This window comes from Mesorhizobium sp. AR07, assembly GCF_024746815.1.
In the GTDB taxonomy this organism is placed as follows: Bacteria; Pseudomonadota; Alphaproteobacteria; order Rhizobiales; family Rhizobiaceae; genus Mesorhizobium.
Genome location: NZ_CP080528.1, coordinates 697,944 through 717,260, shown reverse-complemented (window position 1 = coordinate 717,260; position 19,317 = coordinate 697,944). Strand labels below are relative to the sequence as shown.

12 protein-coding genes and 6 pseudogenes are annotated in these 19,317 nt (G+C 59.5%); 6 read left to right on the top strand and 12 right to left on the bottom strand.

Features of this window, described 5'->3' with window-relative positions; all coding sequences use genetic code 11:
- The 8 genes and pseudogenes from BPNPMPFG_RS39735 to BPNPMPFG_RS39695 form a co-directional block, all read right to left on the bottom strand.
- Window positions 1-1,210, bottom strand: a protein-coding gene (locus tag BPNPMPFG_RS39735) for an ISAzo13 family transposase (protein ID WP_258598360.1) whose coding sequence is annotated in 2 segments (ribosomal slippage) — window positions 1-684 and window positions 686-1,210 — 1,209 coding nt in all. Because the reading frame shifts where the segments join, the coding sequence is not laid out codon by codon here.
- Window positions 1,211-1,282: 72 nt separating this feature from the next.
- A pseudogene (locus BPNPMPFG_RS39730) lies at window positions 1,283-1,873 on the bottom strand (transposase family protein); the annotation flags it as partial.
- Window positions 1,874-2,210: 337 nt separating this feature from the next.
- The gene (locus BPNPMPFG_RS39725; protein ID WP_258598429.1) at window positions 2,211-3,731 is read right to left on the bottom strand and encodes a fumarate hydratase; all 1,521 of its coding nucleotides are present in this window, start codon (window positions 3,729-3,731) and stop codon (window positions 2,211-2,213) included.
- Window positions 3,724-4,185, bottom strand: a pseudogene (locus tag BPNPMPFG_RS43500) (DUF4387 domain-containing protein). The gene BPNPMPFG_RS39725 and the pseudogene BPNPMPFG_RS43500 overlap by 8 nt, the downstream one beginning before the upstream one ends.
- On the bottom strand, window positions 4,185-5,543 hold the full coding sequence (locus BPNPMPFG_RS39715) for an IS1182 family transposase (protein WP_258598283.1): 1,359 nt from the start codon (window positions 5,541-5,543) through the stop codon (window positions 4,185-4,187). Before BPNPMPFG_RS39715 ends, BPNPMPFG_RS43500 begins: the two are co-directional and overlap by 1 nt.
- 81 nt (window positions 5,544-5,624) lie before the next feature.
- Window positions 5,625-5,933 carry a hypothetical protein gene (locus BPNPMPFG_RS39710; RefSeq protein ID WP_413776926.1) on the bottom strand — a complete coding sequence of 103 codons (309 nt, stop codon included), beginning with the start codon at window positions 5,931-5,933 and terminating at the stop codon, window positions 5,625-5,627.
- An 83-nt stretch (window positions 5,934-6,016) separates the two neighbouring features.
- Window positions 6,017-6,397: a hypothetical protein gene (locus BPNPMPFG_RS39700; protein ID WP_258599145.1), complete on the bottom strand. Its 381-nt coding sequence runs from the start codon at window positions 6,395-6,397 to the stop codon at window positions 6,017-6,019.
- 220 nt (window positions 6,398-6,617) lie between these two features.
- Complete coding sequence (locus BPNPMPFG_RS39695; protein ID WP_258598428.1) at window positions 6,618-8,057, bottom strand: aldehyde dehydrogenase family protein; 1,440 nt, start codon at window positions 8,055-8,057, stop codon at window positions 6,618-6,620.
- Window positions 8,058-8,356: 299 nt separating this feature from the next.
- Here BPNPMPFG_RS39695 and BPNPMPFG_RS39690 point away from each other — a divergent pair, with 299 nt between their 5' ends.
- Window positions 8,357-9,232, top strand: a complete 876-nt coding sequence (locus tag BPNPMPFG_RS39690; protein ID WP_258598427.1) for an HpcH/HpaI aldolase/citrate lyase family protein — start codon at window positions 8,357-8,359, stop codon at window positions 9,230-9,232.
- Complete coding sequence (locus tag BPNPMPFG_RS39685; RefSeq protein ID WP_258598425.1) at window positions 9,229-9,615, top strand: hypothetical protein; 387 nt, start codon at window positions 9,229-9,231, stop codon at window positions 9,613-9,615. The genes BPNPMPFG_RS39690 and BPNPMPFG_RS39685 overlap by 4 nt, the downstream gene beginning before the upstream one ends.
- Here BPNPMPFG_RS39685 and BPNPMPFG_RS39680 read toward each other — a convergent pair.
- Window positions 9,579-9,815: a hypothetical protein gene (locus BPNPMPFG_RS39680; protein ID WP_258598423.1), complete on the bottom strand. Its 237-nt coding sequence runs from the start codon at window positions 9,813-9,815 to the stop codon at window positions 9,579-9,581. The two genes, BPNPMPFG_RS39685 and BPNPMPFG_RS39680, sit on opposite strands and share 37 nt — an antisense overlap.
- Before the next feature lie 310 nt (window positions 9,816-10,125).
- Between BPNPMPFG_RS39680 and BPNPMPFG_RS39675 the strand changes: the two are divergent.
- The 3 genes and pseudogenes from BPNPMPFG_RS39675 (at window position 10,126) to BPNPMPFG_RS39665 (ending at window position 14,987) form a co-directional block, all read left to right on the top strand.
- Window positions 10,126-11,471: pseudogene (locus tag BPNPMPFG_RS39675) on the top strand (ISNCY family transposase).
- Between the two features lie 402 nt (window positions 11,472-11,873).
- On the top strand, window positions 11,874-13,265 hold the full coding sequence (locus BPNPMPFG_RS39670; RefSeq protein ID WP_258598421.1) for an aspartate aminotransferase family protein: 1,392 nt from the start codon (window positions 11,874-11,876) through the stop codon (window positions 13,263-13,265).
- A 363-nt stretch (window positions 13,266-13,628) separates the two neighbouring features.
- On the top strand, window positions 13,629-14,987 hold the full coding sequence (locus tag BPNPMPFG_RS39665; protein WP_258598283.1) for an IS1182 family transposase: 1,359 nt from the start codon (window positions 13,629-13,631) through the stop codon (window positions 14,985-14,987).
- A 288-nt stretch (window positions 14,988-15,275) separates the two neighbouring features.
- Here the strand turns inward: BPNPMPFG_RS39665 and istB are convergent, their stop codons facing one another.
- The 3 genes and pseudogenes from istB to istA (BPNPMPFG_RS39650) form a co-directional block, all read right to left on the bottom strand.
- Window positions 15,276-16,043, bottom strand: coding sequence for an IS21-like element helper ATPase IstB (gene istB / locus BPNPMPFG_RS39660; RefSeq protein WP_258598419.1), 768 nt, complete (start codon window positions 16,041-16,043; stop codon window positions 15,276-15,278).
- 267 nt (window positions 16,044-16,310) lie between these two features.
- Window positions 16,311-17,420 (bottom strand): annotated as a pseudogene (istA, locus tag BPNPMPFG_RS39655) (IS21 family transposase); the annotation flags it as partial.
- Window positions 17,421-17,636: 216 nt separating this feature from the next.
- A pseudogene (istA, locus tag BPNPMPFG_RS39650) lies at window positions 17,637-18,794 on the bottom strand (IS21 family transposase); the annotation flags it as partial.
- A 189-nt stretch (window positions 18,795-18,983) separates the two neighbouring features.
- Between istA (BPNPMPFG_RS39650) and BPNPMPFG_RS39645 the strand changes: the two are divergent.
- Window positions 18,984-19,277 (top strand): annotated as a pseudogene (locus BPNPMPFG_RS39645) (IS110 family transposase); the annotation flags it as partial.
- Between the last annotated feature and the right edge of the window lie 40 nt (window positions 19,278-19,317).

The window sequence follows — 19,317 nt, the reverse complement described above, 5'->3', positions numbered from 1 at the left end:
TCACGGTTTGGTTCGTGGTGTGATGGTGTAGTTCCATTCGCCGTGGAATGCATGGCGACGGATGTTGATGGTCGCCATTTCCTGGTCGGTGACCTTGACGCCGGCGGGGTAGAGGTTGGGATCGATCTCGGAGCGAACGGTGAGGCCCGCCTTGGTCTTGGTGGCGGCGATCAGTTCGACGATGACTTGATGGCTGAGCAGTGGCCGGCCGCGCCAGTTCTGGGTGATGAACGAGAACAGGCGATGTTCGATCTTGTTCCATTTGCTGGTGCCGGGCGGCAGGTGGCAGACGGTGATGGTCAGGCCCAATTCGTCGGCCAGGGTTTGCAGCCTCAGCTTCCACAGGCGCACGCGCGAGCCGTTGCTGCCGCCGCCGTCGGCCGTGATTACCAGATGTCTAGCCTTGGGATAGCGTGCTTGTCCCATCAGCCGCCACCACCGGCCGATCGCGTTAACTGCGAAGTCGGCGGTGTCATGGTCGATGCCGACGCTGACCCAGCCCTTGTTGTCGCCGATGTCATAGACGCCGTAAGGCGCTGCGCGGCCAAGCTCCGGAACGAGGAAGTCGTGGACCCGTACCGGCTCCGGTTGGCCGGCTGGACGATAGTCGCGCCCGCCATTCTTGAAGTCGCCCACCAGCTCTTTCTTCTTGGTGTCCACCGAGATCGCTGGTTCACCTGCCTCGAAGCGCCGCACCCACCTGGCGGTTGATGTAGTGGAACTGCGCGTCGCGGTCGGGATGGCTGGCGCCTTCCAGGGTCTTGCGGTTGGCCTGCAGGCTATAGCCCAGCCCACGCAGAAGGGTCGCCACCGTGTTGTGGCCGATCTTGTGGCCCAGCGCCCGCAACCCCTCGGCCAGATGGCGCAAGCTCTTGGAGGTCCACAGCAGCGGGGCTTGCGGGTCGCCTCGCGTGACCGGATCAACCAGGCCGCGCAGATCGTCCAGCAAGGTCGCGTCCAGGCTCGCCAGCGCCTTACGTCCTCCGCCAGGCCGTCGCGCCCGGGTCAAATCCAGAGCCGCCTCGTCGCGCAACTCCACAAGGCCCCGACCAATCGTGCTGCGCGCCACGCCCGTGATCCGCGAGACCACCATGATGCCGCCATGGCCCGCCGCCAGAGCCTCGGCCGCTGCAAACCGCCGCCGGCCCCGCTCGTCGAGCAAGGGACCCACCGCCTCATACCTCAAACGGATCGCCGCTTCGTCAATCACAAAGCGAGTCTAGAAAGTCCACCAGCCAAAGGGAATCCTCAAACCGCAAAAAACCGAATTCCGGATTCACATATTGTTCAACAGACCCTTAGTGATCTTGTAGGGGACTGCTTCGACGAGATGGCGCAGGAAATCGCCGGCGGTGCGCCGTTTGGCTTCTTGGTGAAGTTCGACGAAGGCGAACTTGCTAGTCCGATCGATGGCGACGAACATGTAGAGCTTGCCCTGCGCGGTCTGTACCTCGGCGATATCGATATGGAAGAAGCCGATCGGGTAGCTCTTGAACTTCGTTTTGACTCGCTCCTCGCCTTCGACCTCTGGCAGGCGGCTGATCCCGTGACGCTGCAGGCAACGATGCAGGGATGAACGCGTCAGCGCCGGGATCGTCGGCTGCAACGCATAGAGGCAATCATCGAGCGGCAGCAGGGTGTACTGCCGAAAGGCGACGATCACGGCCTCTTCCTCGATCGTCAACACCGTCGAGGCGGGGCTCTTTGGCCCTGTCGGCACATCGGCGACCGAAGTCCGATTCTTCCACTTCGCAACCGTCTTCTGATTGATCCCGTAGCGCCTCGCAAGCTGCCTCAGGCTCTCTTGACTATGCTGTATCGCTCGACGGACTGCCTCTGTCGTCGTGGCGCTCCCATGAAGAACCTGGCCCATAGTGCTTCCTTTGATTCGTGCGATAATGATGCACCATCAAAGCCTGGGATCAAACATTAGGCTGGAAACCTGCGTGGCCCGATCGAGCGAAAGACCGGGTTCCGGAGCGGCGCAAATGTCGCTGGCGATTCGGCCGCCACCCTGTTCATTTCGTCCGCACCTTAGCCTTTCCTCTATTGGTCCCGGTCGGCTGCATGATCCGACGCGTGGCCTTGCCAAGGGGCGCATCGTCATTGCCGCATGTGCTTGGTCGGCGAGTTCCGACGCCTGGGGAACACGACCTGCGGCCTCGTCGGCGCAGACGCTTTGCCGCCACGACGATGATCGCTTCAGAGCCCTAGAGACGGGCGATCCGCTGACGCCATTCGGCTGGACCGCTTTTGTGGATAGAGTTGCCTTCTACGTCGACGGCCATCGTCACCGGCATGTCCTGGACCTCGAATTCGTGGATCGCTTCCATGCCTAAGTCCTCAAAAGCAAGGACGCGAGCAGATTTGATCGACTTCGATATCAGGTATGCAGCGCCGCCAATTGCGATCATGTATGGAGTACGGTGTTTCACAATCGCCTCTATTGCGACAGGCCCGCGTTCGGCTTTTCCAACCATGGCGTAGAGCCCTGTCGCCTCCAGGACCTTCTCAGTGAAGCTATCCATTCGCGTGGAAGTCGTCGGTCCGGCTGGCCCTACGATCTCGTCCCGCACAGCGCGGACTGGTCCGACGTAGTAGATCACGCGACCTTTCATATCGACGGGGAGCGGCTTGCCTGCATCAAAAAGATCGACGATCCGTTTGTGCGCTGCATCTCGCCCCGTCAGCATCTTTCCTGAGAGCAACAACGTTTCGCCTGCGTGCCACATAGCGATTTCCTCTTTCGTCAACGTATCCAGATTGACCCGCCGGGCACCTGCCGAAAACGTGCTGCCGTAGTCGATATCAGGCCAATCGTTCATGTCTGGCGGTGTCAAGACGGCCGGGCCAGTGCCATCCAGCGTGAACTTGACATGGCGATTTGCGGCACATTGAGGAATCAATGCAACGGGCTTCGACGCAGCGTGGCTCGGGTAAGTAGCAACTTTCACATCGACGACCGTTGTGAGGCCACCAAGTCCCTGCGCACCGATCCCCAACGCGTTGATGCGCTGATAGAGGTCTACGCGAAGCTCCTCTTCGGGGCTCGAAGGTCCGCGGGCAAGCAGGTCGAACATGTCGATCGGCTCATTAAGGACCTCTTTGGCCATCAGCATCGCTTTTTCGGCGCTGCCCCCCACTCCAACGGCGATCAGGCCGGGTGGACACCAGCCACTGCCTAGCGTCGACATTGTATCGACAACCCAATCGGAAACCGAGGCGCTCGGATTCAATGTCGTGAACTGCGCCTTGTTCTCAGATCCGCCACCCTTGGCCGCTACGATGAACGTGATCTTGTCACCCGGGACCAGATCGACGTGGACGACTGCGGGGGTATTGTCGCGCGTATTCTTTCTGCTGGCCAGTGGATCCGAAACGATGGATGGGCGCAGCGGATTGTCCGGATCGAGATAGGCCTCTCGAACACCCTCGTTGACCAAATCGATCAAACTACCGTCGCTGTCGATCCGGGCTGACATCCCAATTTTTGCGAAAACGACGACAATCCCCGTGTCTTGGCAGATCGGCCGCCGACCGAACGCCGCCATTCGTGAGTTAACCAGGATTTGCGCCATGGCGTTTTTTGCTGCAACGCTCTCCTCGCGCTCATAGGCGGCCGAAAGATAGCGAATGTAGTCGGCCGGATGATAATAGGAGACATACTGAAGCGCATCTGCGATGCTTCTCGTGATATCCTTCCCGCTGACGACGGTTTGCTTGCTACTCAATGGCGTACATCCCTTTTATGTTCAGCGTCAGCAATGGCGCATGCTGTTGGGCCCCGTAAATGTCAGTGTCTCCCACTTTTCCAGAAGCGATACGCCTCGGAAAAGTAATCTTAGGGCGGATGCTGGATCAAACGATATGACCTTGATGCGAGCACACCCGCTCAACGGCGTAGAGGCGCGAGATGACAGCCTCGTTTATAGCGTTCAGCGCTTTGACCTGATCGTAGAGGCTGCGCGTCTTGAAGATAATGTCGAGCGTCATCTCAAAAGGACCCGAATTCTTGCTTCTCACCACGCTAGCAGCCTGTCGGACTGATGTCTTCAATCGAAGGCAGAGTGGCTCTGGCTGGTCGAGACCTGTGAATGGCCAGGAGCCGGTCCGAGAGAGGCTTTGGTCGGCGATTTTTGACCGGTGGACGCTTTGGCGGTCTTCAGGCTTTGATGACGCCCCCATCAGGCTGGCATCAGGGCGAACATGCGCTTGATGTTCCAGGTCATGGTCACGAGGTTCCATTCGCCGCAAGCCTTTTTGTGGCCGCGCATCGAGAACTGCCGGAAGCCCAGAACGGATTTGATGATGCCGAACACCGGCTCCGGTGTCTGCTTGCGCAACGCATAGAGCCTTTTGCCTTCGGGTGTCTTCAGGCGGTGGGCCATGGCCTCGACAGGCGTCGGATTTTCCGGCGGCGGCGGTGGCTCGGCAAGCCGCTCGCTGAGCGGCGGGTAATGCGCCTGCCGGCCCGTGGCGATCAGCGGCTCGATGCCGGCGTTCGCGCAGGCATCGACATTGGCAGCGCTGAAGTAGCCGCTGTCGGCCAACAGCGTATCGGGCCGTCCCACCTCGTCCGGCAAGGCCGTGATCTTGTAGACCATCGGCGCAAGCTGCTGTTTGTCGTTGGCCGCCTGCACCACCTCCGCCGCGACCACCAGCAGGCTGCCTTCAGCGACGACGGCCTGCGCATTGTAGCATTGCTCGAACCCGCCGCCGGCCACCGGCATGATGCGCGAATCCTCGTCAGTCAGATTGATCTGGTCGGTGGGCGAAGGGCCCGATGCAGGTGGGGACGGCGGCTTGCCGCCGGGCTTCTTGCCCGTGCGCTTTTCCTTTTCCTGCCGCGCCGCAAGTTTTGCCTCATACTCGGCCTGCTCACGGGCGTGGCGCTCTTTGGCCCGCGCCTCGATCTTGGCGCGCGCCTCGGCAAGCTTGCCTAACCGCTCTTCCCGCAACGCAAGTTCTTCGGGGATCGAAAAGCCATCGGGAAGGTCGGCCTGATCGGCAGCTTCGGCCTTCGCCATCAGTTCGGCCACCTCGGCCTTCAGCTGTGCTTCGATCTTGCCCGCATGCTCATACGAAAGCGCGCTGTGCCGGCTGGCATTGGCGTGCAGCTTCGTCCCGTCAAGCCCAACCGTGCCCATCTTCAGAACGCCCATCTCGCGCGCCAGCAGCAGCACCTGCACAAACAGACCTTCGATCTCCTTGAGAAAACGCCGCCGGAACGCCGCTATCGTATCGTGGTCAGGATGATCGTTCGCCGCGATAAACCGGAAGGCCACCGAGTCATACGTCGCCCGTTCAAGCTTGCGGCTCGAAAAAACTCCCGTCGCATAGCCATAAACCACAACAGCAAGCAGAACCTTCGGGTGATACGACGCCGAACCCGACCCGCGATAGCTGCCGCTCATCGCCCGCAGGTCCAGCCCTTCGACAACCTCCACGACAAAACGCGCAAGGTGCCGCTCGGGAAGCCATTCATCCACCGAGGGCGGCAGAAGAAACCCGCTCGTACGATCGACCATTCGAAAGTTGCTCATCGCACAACCGGACATCTGGCTGGAGAATCAATCGCTTGATTCTAGTCGATATCCCTCCGGTGCGCTAAGTCCGACAGGCTGCTAGCGATATCGATTAGCTTGACACCCACTTTCGCCTCTGGCGTCGCCAATATTTTCGATAACCGTCGGAAAGAAGATCGTCGGGTCGTCGACCAGCATCAGGTGATAGATACTGAACTCGAACACCTCTCCCGCATCAAAGTCTGACGGTGAGTAAGGGAAGGCGAGGTTGCCCCGCGGTCGAGATTCTGTCGGGAAATCCGAGATGAAGCATCGTGGACCGAGCGAAACCGCCCAGATCGATTTCGCGAGCGTCGCCGTGCCGGCCACGGCCTCGATGACATGCTTGGCACTCTTCGCAGAGACCATTTCGAGTTGGAGCCCCTCAATCCACAGCTGAAATGCACAATCGCGTCGGTAGCAGCGCATTCCCTTTATGAAAAAAGCGATCCTTACCACATCGTTCGCCCACTTGCTCGAAGCGCGTGTCGGTTAAGTCTAGGATCCCGCCAGGACCGGGTAAATGCGAGTTGCGCGACGATATGTTCGCTCTCCTTTATGTCACGCTCTGTAAGCTCGGGGGAACCGCCACAGGAAGAAATACGCGCCTGATTGAAGGCTGCCTCGATCGCTTCTCTATCGAGTTCGGAATCGATCGTCGCGAAACGTAGCCGTAGCTTGTCTTCGGACGCGATGGCGTCCTTGGCGCGGTCGAGCCGATCCGCGATGCGGTGCCGCATGAGGTGGGGATTGGCCCCACCTGCCGAACTGATGATGACGGGAATCTCGCGGGCAATTCCCGCCCGCAGAATGATTTGGAGATCGCGCTTCACGGCGCTTCGATCAGTGAAGGAAACGCCAGCGCCGAGGTAGTATGGGCCTGGATCGCTTGAACCGGCATCCACTGCGATGACGTGCGGGCTCCGTCGGAGGCCTTCTTGGAATGACGCCACCGGGAAGCCATGCCCCAGTATCGCAGTCGGTGACAGATTCTGATCTCGTCCACGGCGAAAACTCCAATTGGTCTCGCGACTGGCGATGTGACCAGGCCCCCTATCTGATCGCCAAAGGGCCAGCCGCGTTGACGAGCTTCAGGTTCTGGAAGGTTCTCAACCCTTCAACGCCACCTTCGTAGCCATATCCGCTCTGATTGATGCCGGCATTTGGTGCATCTGCAGAGACGCCCTTGAGGTAGTTGACGCTTACGGCTCCGGCCAAGAGGCTGTTGATCATTCGTTTCTGAACATCAGGCGAGTTGCTGAAGAAATAGGAGGCCAGTCCATACTCGGTGGCGTTTGCTTCTTCGATTGCCTGCTCGATCGAGTCGAAGGGGGCGACTGTCAGGATCGGTCCGAATGGTTCTTCACGAAGGACTTTCGACTCGGGATGTACGTTGCTGAGGATGGTCGGTGCCCAATAAAAGCCGGATCGATCAAGGCGGGCGCCACCAGTTTCGACCTTCGCTCCGCGATCGACAGCGTCTTTTGTCAGGCGCTCCATGGCCTCGATGCGTCTAGCATTCGCCATGGGTCCCATCTCGGTCGCCGGATCGTCGGGGTTGCCAATCCGGATCCTGGCCGCTGCCTCGACAAGCTTTGCCAAGAAGGTCTCGTAAATCCGTCGAGCGACGAGAACGCGGCTCGGCGCATTACAGCTCTGGCCGGCACATTCGAACTTGTACTCGGAAATGGCCGAGACAGCCTTCGACAGATCGGTGTCTTCAAATACCACAATGGGCGAGTGTCCGCCAAGCTCCAGAACACAGCGCTGTAGGTTGTTCGCTGCAATCTTGGCAAGCTGCTTGCCCACGGGCGTCGAGCCAGTGAAAGTCAGCGCTCGAACAATAGGAGAGCCCAGCAAGTGTTCGGAGATCATTGGTGGATTGCCGAAAACCAGACTCACAACGCCGGTCGGTATTCCAGCTTCCTCCAGCGCCTCGACAATGAAGACGCCGGCGCTTGGAGTTTCTTCCGCGCCCTTCAGGATTACCGCGCAGCCTGCCGCTAGCGGCGCGGCAAGCTTACGGGCATTCAGAACGGCTGGATAGTTCCATGGCGTGAACGCAGCAACCACCCCGATCCCTTCCGGTACGATCATCCTCGTCTCACCCATCGGAATCGGGGCCGACAATTCTTCCGCGTGCGTGCCATTCCATTCGAGGGTCTCAACCGCACGGGCATACTCGCCTCTTGCCTCGGCCAAGGTTTTCCCCTGTTCCTTGGAAAGTGCCGTCGCAGCCGCGTCGATCTTTCCTATGAGGATGCGTGCGGCCCGAACGAGAAGGGTGCCACGATCGCTGGCCGGCGTCTTTGACCAGCTCAGAAGGCTATTTTGTGCAGACATCAAAGCATCATCGAGATCCGTAGCGGAGGCGACGGCGACGCGCCCGAACTCCTGCTCGGTAGCTGGATTGGTAAGGGCAAGATCAGAGCCGTCACTGCCCGAGCGCCACGTACCGTTGATAAAGAGTTTGTAGTTTATGCTTTCGGACATACGTCACTCCGCCTGATTTAAGTAGTCTGGGGGCTCGCCTTGGGAAACGATGTGTACGGATCCTCTCCATCCCACCGAGGCAGAGGGCACACGCCCTTCATCAAATTTCCTAACTTAAGTACGGCCGGTCAAATACCGTTTGTTGTCCCTCACCATCTCGCTTCTAGATCGCTCTTTGGGAAAATGCGTTGCATCTGGACACAAGATGGTTGGCAGCGGCAAAAGAAATTTGACGATTATAGGAGGCAAATGGACAATCGCGCAGAACTTAAACGCACGACGAGGGCCTAAGAAAATCCATGGCGATGAATAATACGGACGACATTTGCTGGCGCTCAGTTCTTTTCGTTCCAGCAAACAACGTACGCTACATGCAAAAAGCATTCGCTTCTCACGCCGACGCTATCATTCTCGATCTTGAAGACGCTGTTCTGGCTGGACAGAAGGCCGAAGCACGATCCGCGGTTCAAGGAGGGGCCGCCGGCCTTCGTACCGGTACACGAGATATTCTTGTTCGTATCAATCGGCCCCTGTCGTTGGCCGTCCGCGATATCGAAGCCGCAGTCTGCGAGCATGTCAAAGCTATCGTGGTCGCAAAAGCGGCCAGCGCCGAACATTTGGCGCTGCTGAGCGAGGTTATCGACGAGCGGGAATCCGCCTTGGGCCTGTCCCCAGGCTACACCAAGCTATTGCCTCTCATCGAAACTGCGGACGCGGTAGCCCGGCTGGACGAGATTGCGTCTTCTCCCCGTGTCGTCGCGATCGTGTGCGGTGATGAAGACCTCGCAGCAGATCTGGGCTGCGATCCAGGCTCGGAAACCCTCATCTCGGTGAAGTATCGGCTTGTCCTTGCCGCTGCTCTTCGCGGCATTCGACCTCTCGGTCTCTTGGGATCCATCGCAGAGTTTCGGGATATCCACAAGTATGGCTCCTTTGTCCATCGGTCGAATGCTGCAGGTTTACGAGGTACGCTGTGCATCCATCCTAGCCAGGTGGATGTGGTGAATAGCGGCTTTGCGCCATCTGAAGAGCAACTCAAGCATGCGAGACGGGTCGTCGAGGCGGCTGAAGCTGCTCGCAAAAGTGGAGCTGGAGCGGTCGCTCTAGACGGAAAGATGATCGACGCACCCGTGTTACGCCGCGCGGCGACTATGCTTAAGGCTGGAAGGCGTTGATACTGGTTGACCGGCGGGATACTGTTTGTCATCCGAACGGGCTGCGCTGGAGGGATGCGCCTACTGGCTACGGCCCCCACAAGACGATCTACAACCGCATCCACCCGTGCAATGCCGTGCGACCGCGGAAAGAACGGTTCGATCCGCCGCATCTGCTTGGCGACAACTTGGCTTCGTTCGGTATCAACCACATCGAAACGGGGATTGCTGAAACTCAACAGATGGCGGGCTGGCGGCAAGTCGTCGAGCAAGGCGGCAGCAGTTCTGTGATCGTTGGCCTGGCCTTCGCTCAGATGCAGCAGCAGCGGCCGTCCCTTGTCGTCACAGACCACCTGCAGCTTGGTGGTCAGACCGCCTCTTGCGCGTCCGATACATCGGGATAGAGCCCCTTTTTGAGCAGGCTGGCTTCCGTGCGGTGCGCCTTGAGGTGGGTGGCGTCGATCATCAGCTTGTCGGTGCTGCCACCGTGTGCCGCCAGTTCGGTCAGGATGCGGTTGAACACCCCGAGCCGGCTCCAGCGGATGAACTTGATCGGGGGCGATATCTCAGCCCCAGAGCTTGGATTGGGTCGTTTCTGGTTCACAGCCCACCGTGTCAACGCCAGGGCCGACGGCGGCGTTCGAGAGGCGCCTTCACGATCATCGGCGCTCCGCGCGGAGCGCCATGCCGATCTTATCATTGCGGAGTGAGAATTCGACGGAGTACGCGTCGATTTGCGAACGTTCCTCCGAGCGCCGGACTCATAGCTAGTCTAGTTTCCGTCCACAAACGTCAAACTGTTGATTTTATTGCTTAAATTGTGACTTTTGGCAGGCAAGGCCCGGCGGTTTCAGATATACTTTGGTTTCATGCCACTGATTCCAAAGCACAATCTGCAACCGCCGGAGCCGACAATGCGCCAAGAACGCACCGTCCAAGCCAGCATATTCGATCTTTTTGCCACGCACGAGATCGGCCACGAACTAAAGGTGATGTCGCAATGGCTGGACGAGCACCACGATCTGCTTGGCTTGGTGGCGCGAGACTTGGTTCGGTGCAGCGTGAGGGCCACCGGACGGCAAGGCCTACCTGCCGAAGCGGTCTTACGTTGCGCGCTTCTCAAGCAATACCGGCAATTGACCTATCAGGAGCTGGCATTTCATCTGGAGGACTCGGCATCGTTCCGGGCCTTTGCGCGGCTGCCAGCCGTGGTCCTGGAGCCCGCAGAAGTCGGTGCTGCAAAAGACGATCAGCGCGATTCGGCCCGAGACCTGGGAGCAGATCAATCGGGTGCTGCTTTCGAATGCCCGACAGGCAAAACTGGAAGATGGCGGTGTCGTGCGGCTGGACAGCACTGTGACCTCGGCACTCATGCACGAGCCGAGCGACAGCAGCCTGTTGTGGGACGCCGTCCGAATCATGGTGCGCCTGTTAAAGCAGGCCGATACCTTGGCCGGCGGCGCCGGCTTGGAATGGCACGATCACTGCCGCGCGGCCAAGAAGCGCGCCCGCAAGATCCAGTTCACGCGCGGTCGACCCAATCGTGTTCTGCTCTACCACGAACTGATCGCGATCACCCGCGCCACCTTGGCCTATCTGCGGCAGGCGGCGGCGCAATTGGCCGTGGCGGTCAACCCACTCGTCGAGCTCTGGCAGGCCCAGGTCTGTCGCTATCGGCCGCTGATCGAACGCGTCATCACACAGAGTGAGCGGCGGGTGTTGGCCGGCGAGTTCGTGCCGGCCAGCGACAAGCTGGTCAGCCTGTTCGAGCCCCCATGCCGATATCATTATCAAAGGCAGCCGCGACACCGAATACGGCCACAAGCTCAACCTGACCACCGGCAGGAGCGGCATGATCCTCGATCTGGTGATCGAAGCGGGCAATCCGGCCGACAGCGAACGGTTTCTGCCTATGCTGGAACGCCACATCGCCTTCTATGGTCACGCGCCACGGCAGGCGGCGGCCGACGGCGGCTTTGCCAGTCGCGGCAATCTGGCTACAGCGAAGACCTTGGGCGTTCGCGACATGGCATTCCACAAGAAAGCCGGCCTCAGGATCAAGGACATGGTCAGAAGCAATTGGGTCTATCGCAAGCTGCGCAACTTCCGTGCCGGCATCGAGGCCGACATCTCATGCCTCAAGCGCGCTTACGGATTGGCGCGCTGCACCTGGCGCGGTCTTGATCACTTCAAGAGCTACGTCTGGTCCTCGGTCGTGGCTTACAATCTCGTCGTCTTCACGCGCCTCAAGCCGACCTGATGCCGGCTGGTATTGGAATTGCATCGCACCGGCCAGAGCCGGCCTCGTGGCGTGAGCGTGATCGCGCCCACAACGCCTTTCTGCTCGATAGCCAGCCCCTCGATCCTGTCCAGGATGCGTAAAGGCGTTTCAGTCAACGACAAGTGATTGTAAACAAAACGGAATACGTGCGTTTGTGGACGGAAACTAGCTAGGTCTAGATGGCGACGGGGCGCAAGGGAGAGTCCAATCGCGATCTTAGATGGCTGAAATCTCGAATCCCCATTTGACCACTCGACGCTGCTGACAGATGGTACGCATCGTCGACGTTCCTCACAACGCTTGGCCTACGGTGCGAAGGCTTTCAATTCGAAAGCGCTGCTTCGCCGGAAGCATCCAAACCTAATTGCCGGAGCAGTGAACATGAGCACTGGAAACCAATTCTCAAATTCTTTAGCGGCAGCTGACATAGCAACAGGCCTGCATCCCTTTACCAACGCTCGCCTACATGAGACCAAGGGCCCACTAATCATGGACCGCGGCGAAGGCATTTACGTTTACGACATTAGCGGCAAGCAGTACATTGAAAGCTTCGCAGGCCTTTGGTCTGTTGCAGTTGGCTTCAGTGAGCCGCGCCTCGTCGAGGCTGCGGCGAAGCAGATGCGAAAGCTGCCCTTCTATCACACCTTCAATCATATGAGCCACGAACCCAACATCCGGCTGGCCGAAAAGCTCGTAGAGATTTCGCCCGAACAAATCACCCGCGTGTCGTTCACGAATTCGGGCTCGGAAGCAAACGACACCGTCGTGAAGATGGTCTGGTACGTCAACAACGCGCGCGGAAAGCCGGAGAAGAAGAAGTTCCTTGCTCGCACCAAGGGCTACCACGGCATCACAATGGTGTCCGGAAGTCTCACCGGGCTGCCGAATAATCATCGCGATTTCGATTTGCCGATTATTCCCGTCATCCATCTGACGACCCCCCATCTTCGCACGTCCGGTTACGACGGAGAGACTGAAGCGGAGTTCACGGCACGCCTTCTCAAAGAAATCGAAGATACGATCATCTCGGAAGGCCCCGAAACGATTGCGGCGTTCATCGGCGAACCGCTGATGGCTGCTGCCGGCGTGCTGGTTCCGCCGGTGGGTTATTGGCAAGGCGTTGAAGCGTTGTGCCGCAAGCATGATATTTTCTTGGTAGCTGACGAGGTCGTGAATGGTTTCGGCCGCCTGGGTACGATGTTTGGATCCACTTACTTTGGGTTTAAACCAGACATTATGGTGACGTCAAAGCAGCTTACATCGTCATACATGCCTCTAGCAGCTATTCTGTTCACAGAGGAATTCTACAATATACTTGCTGATAACACGGCAAAGATCGGAACCTGGGGTCACGGCTATACAACGACCGGCCATCCCGTAGCCACTGCGGTTGCACTTGAGAACCTTAAGATCATCGAGGAGCGGGATCTGGTAGGCAACTCGGCGCGGGTCGGCAAGGTCTTCATGGAGTATCTCCAGAAGCTTTCGGATCACCCCATCGTTGGAGATGTACGCGGCGTCAGCCTGATGGCAGCCGTCGAGATGGTACCTGACAAATCTTCGCGAAAAGGATTCAATCAGTTCGGCAGGGCAGGCGGAAAGGCATTTGCTTGTGGACTCCAGAACAACCTGATTGTTCGCGTCGTCGGCGACCAGCTTATTTTTTGCCCTCCGCTCATCATTACCGAAGAGCAAGCAATCGAAGTCGTGGCAAGGGCCAAAAAGACTCTCGACGAGGTTGCCGATTTTGTTTCCAGCGAAGGTATAAACTGACGCAAGCGACTAAGGGGCTACCACGGATTCGCTACGCAAAGCCACAGCCTGCCGCCACTGTCGGGTCGCCACGCGGTGGCGACTTATGCGCGGCGCGCCCTGCCGGTGTGCCTCCCAAACCGGCAGGGCGCTTTTCAAAGCGCTGGATATCTGTCGCTTGGTAATTGATTGATGAAGTTGTCTTGTCTTATGACTTTCCAAGCCGTTTGGTCCAGTAAGAGATGCCCGATCCGGGGTGGCCACTCCGGATCGGGCGGGAGGGGATGGATCGAAGTTGTCTAGCAGCCTGTCGGACTTAGCGCACCGGAGGGATATCGACTAGAATCAAGCGATTGATTCTCCAGCCAGATGTCCGGTTGTGCGATGAGCAACTTTCGAATGGTCGATCGTACGAGCGGGTTTCTTCTGCCGCCCTCGGTGGATGAATGGCTTCCCGAGCGGCACCTTGCGCGTTTTGTCGTGGAGGTTGTCGAAGGGCTGGACCTGCGGGCGATGAGCGGCAGCTATCGCGGGTCGGGTTCGGCGTCGTATCACCCGAAGGTTCTGCTTGCTGTTGTGGTTTATGGCTATGCGACGGGAGTTTTTTCGAGCCGCAAGCTTGAACGGGCGACGTATGACTCGGTGGCCTTCCGGTTTATCGCGGCGAACGATCATCCTGACCACGATACGATAGCGGCGTTCCGGCGGCGTTTTCTCAAGGAGATCGAAGGTCTGTTTGTGCAGGTGCTGCTGCTGGCGCGCGAGATGGGCGTTCTGAAGATGGGCACGGTTGGGCTTGACGGGACGAAGCTGCACGCCAATGCCAGCCGGCACAGCGCGCTTTCGTATGAGCATGCGGGCAAGATCGAAGCACAGCTGAAGGCCGAGGTGGCCGAACTGATGGCGAAGGCCGAAGCTGCCGATCAGGCCGACCTTCCCGATGGCTTTTCGATCCCCGAAGAACTTGCGTTGCGGGAAGAGCGGTTAGGCAAGCTTGCCGAGGCGCGCGCCAAGATCGAGGCGCGGGCCAAAGAGCGCCACGCCCGTGAGCAGGCCGAGTATGAGGCAAAACTTGCGGCGCGGCAGGAAAAGGAAAAGCGCACGGGCAAGAAGCCCGGCGGCAAGCCGCCGTCCCCACCTGCATCGGGCCCTTCGCCCACCGACCAGATCAATCTGACTGACGAGGATTCGCGCATCATGCCGGTGGCCGGCGGCGGGTTCGAGCAATGCTACAATGCGCAGGCCGTCGTCGCTGAAGGCAGCCTGCTGGTGGTCGCGGCGGAGGTGGTGCAGGCGGCCAACGACAAACAGCAGCTTGCGCCGATGGTCTACAAGATCACGGCCTTGCCGGACGAGGTGGGACGGCCCGATACGCTGTTGGCCGACAGCGGCTACTTCAGCGCTGCCAATGTCGATGCCTGCGCGAACGCCGGCATCGAGCCGCTGATCGCCACGGGCCGGCAGGCGCATTACCCGCCGCTCAGCGAGCGGCTTGCCGAGCCACCGCCGCCGCCGGAAAATCCGACGCCTGTCGAGGCCATGGCCCACCGCCTGAAGACACCCGAAGGCAAAAGGCTCTATGCGTTGCGCAAGCAGACACCGGAGCCGGTGTTCGGCATCATCAAATCCGTTCTGGGCTTCCGGCAGTTCTCGATGCGCGGCCACAAAAAGGCTTGCGGCGAATGGAACCTCGTGACCATGACCTGGAACATCAAGCGCATGTTCGCCCTGATGCCAGCCTGATGGGGGCGTCATCAAAGCCTGAAGACCGCCAAAGCGTCCACCGGTCAAAAATCGCCGACCAAAGCCTCTCTCGGACCGGCTCCTGGCCATTCACAGGTCTCGACCAGCCAGAGCCACTCTGCCTTCGATTGAAGACATCAGTCCGACAGGCTGCTAGGTCGTTGAGGACCGTCGATTAGTGTGATCACCCCTTTCTTTTCCATCAGGCCCCCCGCGGGTCACTTCAAATTCCCCCGGGTAGGGTCAGTCAAAATCCCCCACCCGCAAGACAGGACAGAAGTGGACTTGTTAGTTTGACTTTGTTTCCCGAGCAAGGGCTTCAGCGGCTTCTTTGAGGCGATAGCTGCGTCCATCGAACTCAAGCAGATGGCAATGATGCATCAGCCGATCGAGTATCGTCGTGCTCATGGTGTTGTCTCGCAGATATGTCCCCCAGTCCTGCACGACCCGATTGGAGGTGACGATGACGCTGCGGCGCAATTTGTAGCGCTGATGGATCAGGGTCTGCAGCCATGCGCCGGCGTCGTCGGGGATGGCGCGTGCGAGGAACAGATCGTCCAGCACGAGGAGATCGCAGTCGATGATTGTTCGCATCCGGGCCTCGCGTTGCGTGGGGGTGTTCAGAGCGTGGCGGTGGAAGAAGTCATCGGTCTCGAGATACTGGACCTTGTGGCTGTACAGGATCGCCTGATAGGCAATCGCCTTGGCGATGTGAGATTTCCCGGTGCCCGGTTTGCCGACCAGCAGCGCGTTCTCGCCGGCGGCAATGAACGCCAGTGTGTGAAGCTGGAAGCAAGTTTGGCGCGGCAATTTGGGATTGAAGGACCAGTCGAATTCGGCGAGCGTCAGTTTTTCATCGAGCCCGGATTGCTGATATCGCCGCTCGATAAGGCGGGATTGGCGACGATCCAGTTCGTCCTGCAGGATCAGGGAGAAGGTCTCGAGGAAGGGTTGGTTTGCGCCCTGCGCCTGCAGCACGCGCGTCTGCAGCGTGTCGCGGACGCCCGACAGGCGCAGCTGTCGCAGGCAGCGTTCAATTTCGGGTATGGTCATCATGGGGTTGGGTCTCCAGTTTGAGGTGAGAAGGGGTAGCGGGAGCGCTCGTGGCGGCGAAGCTGGTCGGGGTTGCGCAGGCGCCACGAGCGCGGGGTAGAGAGACGCGGTCGTCGTCAGCCCCGGCCTGCCGGCCATTGTTGCCGGCATCGTGTCGCACAGCACGGCTGAAGAGGTCGCCATATTCGGCGGGGGCGCGGATCAGTGGATGATCCTGGGTGAGCTGCGATACCGGCTGTGGGGCTTCTTCAACCTGTTGGAGCGCCTGCTCACAGTGCGATCGGCGATGCGGACATCGACGAGCTCGCGGATCAGGCGATAGGGAACCGAATACCAGTTGCCGTCGACTTCGACATGATAGTCGGGCGCCACCCGACAGCGTTTCCATAGGGCGAAGGCATAAGGCTCGGCCGGCAGAGGTCTCAGCGCCGGAGCGTCCACCGCGGCAAACAGTTCGGCCCGGCTCATGCCATAGGCCCGCATGATCCGCCCATTGAGATCGGCGACCAGCTCACCGATCGCCTGATTGAGTTCAACCAGGCTGAAGAAGCGGCGGTTGCGAAGGCGCGCCAGCACCCATCTCTGGGCAATTTGGACCGAAACTTCGACTTTTGCCTTATCGCGGGCCTTGTACGGCCGGGCTGGCAGGATTGTGGTGCCATAGTGCCGGGCCATATCCTGGTACGTACGGTTGAGGCCGGGATCATAGCGGTCGGGGTTGGTCACAGCCGCCTTGAGATTGTCGCAGACCGTGATGGTCGCCACTCCGCCGAAGGCGGCGAACATGCCGACATGGCAGCCGATCCAGTCGCCCAGCCCTTCGCTCGGCCGAGCCTCGCAGTAAACATAGCTGGAGGCTCCCAATGCGCCGACGAACAACTTCATGGCCTGAGCTTCGCCCGTTATCGGGTCGACGATATCGATGGTGTCGCCGGCGTAATCGACAAACACCTTCTCACCGGCGGCGTGGCGTTGGCGCATCGTTGGCGACACGCGCTGTTTCCAGGCCTCGTAGCTCGTGCAGAACCAGGTATAGCCATAGCCGTTGGGACGGTCCGTGCGATATTCCACCCAGAGCAGCGAACGCGTCACTCCGGGGCGGCGCAGTTCCCGATCGACATGAGCCCAGTCAGGCTCGGGGCCGCGGTCGGTCTTGACGCAGACCTGCCCCGGAAACAGCAACCGTTCCAGGCTCGTGTCGGTCATCGCCTCGGGCAACGGCCAGGTTAGGTTGGCTGCATTGGCCCGGTGAAGGTAAATTCCCACGGCCCCTTTGCTGATCCCCAACGACTTGGCAATCAGCCGGCTGCTAAGCCCGCTCTCGTACTTCAGTCGCAATAGTTCGCGTATGCGGCGCATCGACAATCTCTCGGTCGGCATCTGGATTCCTCGTGTCAAAACGAGTGTGTCCATAGCCCAGTCAGACTGTCGGTCGGGATCCCTTCACCCTTGCTCTAAAGGTGCCCACGATCCTCTGAAATCACTGCCCACGATCCTCTGAAATGGGTGCCCACGATCCTCTGAAATCCGCAGGTGATCATCAGGTGGGGGAGTTTCAAGTGACCATACCCGGGGGATTTTGACCGACCCACGGGGAATGACGTGATGATAGTTCACGACATGCTGGGTGGGGCCGAGCTGGCCTCTGACGCGCGGCAGCTTCATCAGGGACGTGCCGCCGAGGAACAGTTCGATATGCTCCTTGAAGAGCCGTGCGCGCAGCCGATGTCCGATCAGCCGTGAAGGAACGGTGTAGAAGACCCGGCGAAGGGTAAACCCTCCACTGCTGGTGACGTAGACGATCTCGTCTTCGCCTTCGGGCTGGCGCTTGCGCGGCAGCGCCAGCAGGCTTTCGCGCTCAATGGCGATCTCCCTGGCCCGACGGGCATTGCGCTGGCCGACAACCTCGTCGATGAAGGCGGCAAAACTGGTGACGTCCGCAAAGTCACGCGTTCCGCGCAGGAGAAGAGCATCTTCCAGTTCCCGCTTCAGATCGCCATGGGATCCTTCGACCGCGCCGTTCTCGTGGGCGACGCCGCGATTGTTGCGGCTGGCCTTCATGCCGTAATGGGCGCAAAGCGCTTCATACCGATCTGTCATGTCCTGTGCGGTATCGGCATTGAGATTGCGGAATGCAGCCGAAAGACTGTCCGTGCGGTGATCGCGCGGCGCGCCGCCGAGAGACCAAAGGGCGTTCTGCAAACCACTTGTCAGCGCGGCAAAACTCTCGCCGCCTTCGACAATCTCGGCATGCTCGAATCCACTGTATGCAAGTCGGAAGTGATAGAGCAGGTAATCGAAGGTCACGCTGGCGATCGTGACCTTGAGGCCCGGTGCATGGGTAAAATCCGACAGCCCCATGCGTCCCGGCTCGTGAACCTGCCGGAATATGACATCCTGATCTCCTCCATGGATCGCGCGCCATGCGCGGATCCGGCGCTCAAGTGTGCGGCGAATACCAGAATCGAGCTCGGGATGACGCTTGCAAAGCTCACGAAGAATGCCGACAGGGCGCAAGCCGGGAGCGCTTTGCAGCATGGGAACCACCTCTTCGGTGAATATCCCTTCCAATGGATCAGGCCGACGTCGTTCGTGTTTGGCCTTCTTTTCGCTTGGTGGACGGGGGTCTGATTCGATCCGATAACCAGTGGATGGGCTGAAACCTGATTTGGCGGCCGCGACAGGGACACTGTGCTTCTGGCGATTTTGCATATAGAGCCTCGATTGTTGATCCGTGATGTGACTGCCGGACATTCATTCTTCCTTTGAGCGGGAAGAAGAAATGCACCCGACACATCGCGATCACCAGACGGCGTGAACCCTATGTGGGTTCGCGCCGTCGCCAGGAACGTCCCTCCAGTCGGGCTACGCCCTCCCTCCGTGACGTCCCTGGCGACGCTCCCATCCTGATTGACGCTCCTTCCAGGTTGATTGCCGCGCCGTAGTGAGCGGACGAGCCACGCCAATCGCATCAAGGGGCTGCTATTTGCGCAAGGGATAACCGGCTATGATCCGCTGCGACGTGACCGGCGCGAGCGGCTTGACGATCTCCGGACGGGTGATGGCCGTGTGCTGGGCAGGCAGCTCAAGGCGCAGCTTATTCGCGAGCTCGATCGCCTTGAGCTGCTGTTCGAGCAGATCAAGTCAGTCGAAGCCGAGCGTGACGCGTTGCTGGCCGCCGATGTCGCTGACACGCCTGTGGCGTTGCTGCTCGACCTCAAAGGCATTGGCCCCGAGAGTGGGGGATGTCCCGGTCATTGTTGAAATTCTGAAGGGG

Excerpts from the sequence above, each read along its gene's own strand:
- BPNPMPFG_RS39695 (WP_258598428.1), bottom strand. The coding sequence starts at position 8,057 with ATGTCCGAAAGCATAAACTACAAACTCTTTATCAACGGTACGTGGCGC.
- BPNPMPFG_RS39690 (WP_258598427.1), top strand. The coding sequence starts at position 8,357 with ATGGCGATGAATAATACGGACGACATTTGCTGGCGCTCAGTTCTTTTC.
- BPNPMPFG_RS39665 (WP_258598283.1), top strand. The coding sequence starts at position 13,629 with ATGAGCAACTTTCGAATGGTCGATCGTACGAGCGGGTTTCTTCTGCCG.
- BPNPMPFG_RS39715 (WP_258598283.1), bottom strand. The coding sequence starts at position 5,543 with ATGAGCAACTTTCGAATGGTCGATCGTACGAGCGGGTTTCTTCTGCCG.
- istB (WP_258598419.1), bottom strand. The coding sequence starts at position 16,043 with ATGATGACCATACCCGAAATTGAACGCTGCCTGCGACAGCTGCGCCTG.
- BPNPMPFG_RS39710 (WP_413776926.1), bottom strand. The coding sequence starts at position 5,933 with ATGGTCTCTGCGAAGAGTGCCAAGCATGTCATCGAGGCCGTGGCCGGC.
- BPNPMPFG_RS39670 (WP_258598421.1), top strand. The coding sequence starts at position 11,874 with ATGAGCACTGGAAACCAATTCTCAAATTCTTTAGCGGCAGCTGACATA.